The organism is Stutzerimonas sp. (genome assembly GCF_982611455.1).
The window spans coordinates 1-5,725 of the sequence record NZ_CEXBBO010000072.1; the positions used below are offsets into that span (position 1 = coordinate 1).

Below are 5,725 nucleotides of genomic sequence, written 5' to 3' on the forward strand. Positions count from 1 at the left end.
TCACACTTGGAAGACCGGTGCAAACCCGCCTCCTGGCGTGCGAAAGTTGGTTGTCTGGCCCTGATATATCCTCGCGGCAACCAGCAGACTTTTGCCGGCGTAGGTATACAGGCGAATGTCGACCTTTCTGGTGGTCACCGCATCGTCAATTCGTAGAGTTCGTTCTCCAGCGGGGACGAGATCTTGTGCGATATAGCCGCCATCCAGAATGTTTTCGAAAACACGCCGGGTCATCTTGTCGCCCCGGTAGACACCCTTGCTGCCGTGACCTGCAACCGGCTTAAAAAACAATTGGCGCCGAGCGCTCCACAACGCCGCAGCATCTTCACTCGAAACCAGCCGGGTCTTCGGCACGGCGTCTTCCAGGCAGCCCGCATCCGCTAAGCTCAGTCCCCAGTCGAGTAGAGTCTGCGGGGCTGACAACAAGGTCAGGTTTCGCTTATCGGCCAGAATGGCATGAGCTCGGGGGTTGGGAGTTACAACCACGGCGCCGTCCAGATACGCACGTCTTAATGCCGCATGAGCCGTGGCGTCCAGTGAAAAGTCCACCAGCCTGTTGTAAACCATACAAATGGGCTTACCACGGGCTGTCAGTCGCCCATCGGCATACACAAGCTCTGAGGGATCGAGTATCAACGCCTCAATTCCTTTGGTCTGGAAAAGTTGTTGGGCCAACTGGAATTCGGGAAACATAAACTGGGTCTTCGGGGCATCATCAACTATCGCCAGGCAGTTGGGTACCGAAGTGGCATGCTGTCTTTGCCACTCCTGTTTGAACATCGTCAACACTGCATCCTCGAATCCGTCGAGCTCGCTACGGGTTACTGCGGTCTGTTGAGATGGGTTACAGCAGCGATGCTGGGCTCTCGCCAGCACAACGTTCAGGAAGGCACCTCCGGCATTGGTGTTGATCTCTATCAGCCGGGGGCCGTCGGGACCCAGGTGAAAGTCGTAACCCATGAATGCCCCAATGGGGCCCGGATTGAACTGTGCGATTTTTGGTGCCCAGGACAGAACTCGTTCACGAAACGACGGAAGTTCGGTGGCCGATTCGATCGCTTGGACGATCCTTTCCATCGCAGCTATGTCGGATCTGGGAACAAAAATCGGTGTGTTTGAAAAAAGCTGGTCGAACTCGGCGAACTCTGACGGTCCACTTCCAGCATCGATAAGAATGCTTCTGAGGCTCTTGTTGAGCGCTTTACGGTCGAGAGTGATGCAGTAGCAATGGCGATTGAGCTTGTAGGCTCGACTGTCGGCTAATCGTTGGTTTTTGTGGATAGGTTCGGGCATCAGGAGTCCGTTGGTCGAGAGTTTCACTGATTGTAATCGCATACTTGAAATTCAAAAAAACCTATCTCCCATGTGTGATCTACGTCAAATAGATTCATACTTCAGATCTGTTTTCAGGTCTGTTTCAGTTCCGCGTGTTGAGCTATCGCTAGGTAAGTTGGCTCTCTCTACCCATCTTAGACTCTCCCGATAGGTAGCAGACTGGTACTACACGATGATTCAGGCGGCAGAACTATGAAATATAGATCAAAAAAAGGGTGGTTTACCGGATTCGCGATCACCGCTTTGATAGGTTTATCGACTATTGCAATTGCAGATGGCCGTCGAGCGTTTGTACCCATGGGGACAGCTGATTCTGTTGGCATTATTGATCTGAGAAGTCGTCAGGTAATGCCGTCGATTATGGGGACAATCAACACCCATGGCTCGGCCCTGACTCCGGATGGTCACTATCTGGTTGCTGGCAGTCTGACCGCGCACGACAGCGAAGAGCCGATCAGTCGCCCGGAGGGCGTGACGGAGGACGAGCACGCGGCCCACCACGGTGGTGAAGCTACCGCGGCTCCGGAAGACGCCAATACCGGCCGGATCTACGTTGTGGATACCGCCAAGAGCGCGATTACTCGCACTGTAGAGGTGCCAGGGCCCGTGCACCATGTGCTGGTGACCCCTGACGGTCGATTCGCTGTCTCCACTCATCCTATGGGCGGTGGGATCAGTGTGGTTGACCTGGAGTCCGGACAGCTCGTTGAAACCCTGGCCACGGGCCCGGCGCCAAACTACGTAGTGGCGACCGATGACGGTCAGTCTTTACTGGTCAGCAATACTGGTAACGGGACCGTCAGCGAAGTGGATACTCGGCACTGGTTCGTCAAGCGTAATCTTCGCGTCGGCGGTGGGCCTGAGCACATGGTGCTTTCCCCTGACAACGAGAGGGTGTATGTGAATGACGGGGCCTCGGGGGAAGTCGCTGTCCTTGGGCTTTCCAGAGGTGAGGTGCTGGCAAGATACGATGTTGGGCCGCAACCCCACGGCGTGGGACTAAGCACAGATGGCCAGATACTTTATGCGACCAGCGAGGGCGGCAACCAAGTTGTCCGTATCGAGCTGGCCAGCGGAACCCGCGACAGCATGCCTCTGGCGCCGGCCCCTTACCACCTGGCGGTCTCTCCCGTCGATGGCAGCCTATTAATCACCAGTCGGGCCGAAGCCAGGCTCTGGGTGCTTGATCCGGGCTCTCTGGAAATTATCGATGACGTTTCTTTGGACGGGATAGGTCACCAAATATCGCTTGAGGCTTACTAGCCAGTAAGCCCCACTGATAAGCTTTTCCCAAAGGGATTCTATATGGATAAGCGTTTTAAGATTACGTTGGCAATTTTTGCGGTTATCGCTTTGGTTTTACTCTGGGGCGAACATAAGGTTCACCTTCTGGGTGCTCTGCCGTGGTTAATCCTTCTTGCATGCCCGTTTATTCATATGTTTATGCACGGAGGGCATGGGAGTCACGGTGGCCACAACCACCACGATCAACCAGAAGGCAAAAACGGAGGCCAACGCGATGACTGATGCTTCGTCCGACTACGGCCTTTGGGGGCTGGTGGTTCTAAATTCGGTGATCTTTATTTTCTTCGCTTTCAGTTTTTTTAAGCCACAGACCCAACGAGACTGGCGATCCTTCGGCGCGTTCAGCGCGTTTCTCGTGGCATTATTCACTGAGATGTATGGGTTCCCGTTGACACTCTATTTTCTATCCGGTTGGCTTCAGACTCAATACCCCGATGTAAATTGGCTTGCCCACGATAGCGGGCACCTGCTTGAAATGCTTTTTGGTTGGCAGGGTTCTCCCCATTTCGGCCCCTTCCACTTGTTGAGTACGGTGTTTATTGGTGGAGGTTTTTACTTGATTGCCGCCGGGTGGCGAACCTTGTACGCGGCGCAAAAAGAGCGAAAGCTGGCTACGACAGGTCTCTATTCGTATGTTCGGCATCCACAGTATGTCGGCTTTGTCTTGATAATGTTTGGCTTCCTGCTGCAGTGGCCGACTCTGTTAACCCTGGCGATGTTCCCGGTTTTGCTCTGGATGTATTCACGGTTATCGATCAGTGAGGAACGGGAAGCCGAAGAAACGTTCGGGGAAGCCTGGAGACACTATGCAGACAACACTCCCAGGTTTTTGCCGCGATTGCGCGGATTGGGGCGGCAAGCTTGAACAAAAGCTCTACTCATTTGATGGGTAGATAAAGGAGCCGTTGGTGAACCAATCACTTTCGATACGTGCAGTCGCTGGGATGGTTCTTGTCGCCTTTCTTTGGGCGATCTGCTTTCCTTTTATTGTGGTGGGGTTGCCGGACGCGCCACCTTTGCTTTTTGCCGCTTTACGCGCATTGTTGGCAGGGTTGTGTCTGATTCTGATCGCTTTTACAAAAGATGGTCGGCCCAGTTATTCGCTTCGCCAGCTTCTAATGCTGGCCGTAATTGGCCTCAGTTACACGGGTATGGGGCTTGGAGGGATGTTTCTCGGTGCTGGCAAGCTGGGACCGGGGCTTGCAACGGTTCTGGCCAATGCGCAACCACTGTTTGCGGCGGTTCTTTCGTTTTTTATCGTTCGAGAGGTGGTGACCGGGCGTGTGTTTGTGGGCCTTTTGATTGGTTTTATTGGTGTTGTGGTGCTAGCGATGCCAGAGATGGAGTTTGGTAACGCCAGATTTTCAGGGGCCGTCTATGTTCTTGGTGGAGCCATCGGAACCGCCATTGGAAATGTGCTGCTTAAATACCAGGCCGGCAGCGATGATATCTATTGGTCAATGGGCATCCAGCTTGTCATAGGTTCAGTGTTTCTGGGAATAGCATCCGTGAGCTTGGGCGAGGGCTTCGAGATTGATTGGACTTGGTCATTTACGACGGCCATGTTCGTTCTGGCCATTCCGGCAACGGCAATGATGGTTGTGCTCTGGTATGCCTTGCTCGCCAGCGCGCCCTTGAACAGCCTCAATTCGTTTACTTTTTTAACGCCTGTTTTCGGTCTCGCTATCGGAATGCTTTTGTTCGGCGAAACTTTCACATCACTGGAGATGATCGGGATAGGAATCACAATTGTTGGCTTGGTGATCGTTGTTAAAGCGCCTGGGAAAACAGATGGCGGTTCCGCTGTCGGGGAAGAGGCAAAGGTGATCCGTAGCTCATAGTAGAAAAGGGAGTAGTCAATGAGAGTCTGGATCAGCGTTATCCTTTTGTTCGGCGCATCAGCTCGCTGCGCATCGGCGATGCCATGTGGAATTACTTGCCCAAAGTTGATCGCACCATCAAGATCCCACCGTCGATGATGCTCCAGCCATGGATGGGCTCCAACTTCAGCAACGACGACCTGGTCAAGGAAAGCTCGTTCGTCGAGGACTACACCCACGAATTGGTCGAAACCGACGATTCCGGTGAGGTGCCTGTGTATCGTGTTGTCTGGACGCCCCGACCTGATGCCTCGGTAGTGTGGAGCCGTCTTGAATTCAATGTTCGGGAGGACTCGATCCCGGTTTCGCTTGCCTACTACGGTGATCACGATTGACTCTATTGAATTCGACCTGCCGATCGATGAAGAGGTGTTTTCATTGCGCTGGCTGCGCAACCCACAGTGAGGGGCCGGCATGAGCATCGTCAATGTGGAGAAAGTCTCGCGAATTTACCGTCAGGATTCCATCGCCGTCAAGGCCCTGGATGAGGTGTCGGTCGCGATCGAGGCCGGGGAGTTCACAACCTTGGTGGGCCCGTCTGGATCGGGTAAAACCACGCTATTGAATCAGATTGGAGCCCTGGACGAGCCGGATAGCGGGCGCATTCAGGTGGCGGGTGAGGAAATCACCGGGCTTAGCCGAAAGAAGCGGACCCTTCTGCGGTTGTGGAAGATTGGCTTTGTCTTTCAGGAATACAACCTGATCGGTGTGCTGTCGGCGCAGGAGAATGTCGAGTACGTGTTGATGCTACGGGGAGTGCCGTTCCGGGAGCGCCGCGCCGAGGCCCAGCGTATTTTGGTGGAGGTCGGTCTGCAAGGGCTGGAGGCCAGCAACAGCGTGTCGCGGTGGCGCGGGCGATTGTCAGCAAGCCTGCCATTGTCCTGGCCGACGAGCCCACGGCCAATCTCGATTCCAAGACCGGCGGGGCGCTGCTGGACTTGATGCGTGGGCTCAATGCCGAGCATGGCATTACCTTTGTCTTCTCCACCCACGATCCGATGGTGATGGAACGCGCGCGGCGGGTAATCCATCTCCGGGATGGCCGCGTCGAGCGTGAGGAAATACGGCCGTGATGGCGTGGCTACGGCTGGCTTTTGGCAATCTCCGGGTTAATCGCCGGCGCACCGCCATCACACTGTTGTCGGTGGCCGTCGGTGTCGGCGGACTGGTGTTTCTCTGGGCATTCATCGATGGCATCAACGCCC

The 5,725-nt window shown here is 54.6% G+C and carries 7 protein-coding genes and 1 pseudogene; 7 read left to right on the forward strand and 1 reads right to left on the reverse strand.

What is annotated here, in order from left to right; translation table 11 throughout:
• Window positions 1–1,293, reverse strand: a complete 1,293-nt coding sequence (locus AC2LD7_RS21705; protein ID WP_099616092.1) for an ATP-grasp domain-containing protein — start codon at window positions 1,291–1,293, stop codon at window positions 1–3.
• A gap of 390 nt (window positions 1,294–1,683) precedes the next feature.
• On the opposite strand from AC2LD7_RS21705, the gene AC2LD7_RS21710 reads away from it, so the two are divergent.
• From AC2LD7_RS21710 to AC2LD7_RS21740, 7 genes and pseudogenes are all read left to right on the forward strand, one after another.
• Entirely contained in the window at window positions 1,684–2,598 is a 915-nt protein-coding gene (locus AC2LD7_RS21710; protein ID WP_484599687.1) for a YncE family protein, read from the forward strand.
• A gap of 42 nt (window positions 2,599–2,640) precedes the next feature.
• On the forward strand, window positions 2,641–2,862 hold the full coding sequence (locus AC2LD7_RS21715; RefSeq protein WP_076657107.1) for a DUF2933 domain-containing protein: 222 nt from the start codon (window positions 2,641–2,643) through the stop codon (window positions 2,860–2,862).
• Window positions 2,855–3,505, forward strand: coding sequence for a methyltransferase family protein (locus AC2LD7_RS21720; protein ID WP_058091979.1), 651 nt, complete (start codon window positions 2,855–2,857; stop codon window positions 3,503–3,505). The genes AC2LD7_RS21715 and AC2LD7_RS21720 overlap by 8 nt, the downstream gene beginning before the upstream one ends.
• A gap of 43 nt (window positions 3,506–3,548) precedes the next feature.
• Window positions 3,549–4,481, forward strand: coding sequence for a DMT family transporter (locus AC2LD7_RS21725; RefSeq protein WP_474540396.1), 933 nt, complete (start codon window positions 3,549–3,551; stop codon window positions 4,479–4,481).
• 83 nt (window positions 4,482–4,564) lie between these two features.
• Entirely contained in the window at window positions 4,565–4,855 is a 291-nt protein-coding gene (locus tag AC2LD7_RS21730) for an outer membrane lipoprotein-sorting protein (RefSeq protein WP_484599688.1), read from the forward strand.
• 79 nt (window positions 4,856–4,934) lie between these two features.
• Window positions 4,935–5,362 (forward strand): annotated as a pseudogene (locus AC2LD7_RS21735) (ABC transporter ATP-binding protein); the annotation flags it as partial.
• Window positions 5,363–5,461: 99 nt separating this feature from the next.
• On the forward strand, window positions 5,462–5,593 hold the full coding sequence (locus AC2LD7_RS21740; RefSeq protein ID WP_484599689.1) for a hypothetical protein: 132 nt from the start codon (window positions 5,462–5,464) through the stop codon (window positions 5,591–5,593).
• The last annotated feature ends 132 nt before the right edge of the window (window positions 5,594–5,725 follow it).

What these genes read in the sequence shown, in the direction of transcription:
- AC2LD7_RS21705 (WP_099616092.1), bottom strand. Translation starts at nt 1,293, where the DNA reads ATGCCCGAACCTATCCACAAAAACCAACGATTAGCCGACAGTCGAGCC.
- AC2LD7_RS21715 (WP_076657107.1), top strand. Translation starts at nt 2,641, where the DNA reads ATGGATAAGCGTTTTAAGATTACGTTGGCAATTTTTGCGGTTATCGCT.
- AC2LD7_RS21730 (WP_484599688.1), top strand. Translation starts at nt 4,565, where the DNA reads ATGTGGAATTACTTGCCCAAAGTTGATCGCACCATCAAGATCCCACCG.
- AC2LD7_RS21720 (WP_058091979.1), top strand. Translation starts at nt 2,855, where the DNA reads ATGACTGATGCTTCGTCCGACTACGGCCTTTGGGGGCTGGTGGTTCTA.
- AC2LD7_RS21710 (WP_484599687.1), top strand. Translation starts at nt 1,684, where the DNA reads ATGCCGTCGATTATGGGGACAATCAACACCCATGGCTCGGCCCTGACT.
- AC2LD7_RS21740 (WP_484599689.1), top strand. Translation starts at nt 5,462, where the DNA reads ATGCGTGGGCTCAATGCCGAGCATGGCATTACCTTTGTCTTCTCCACC.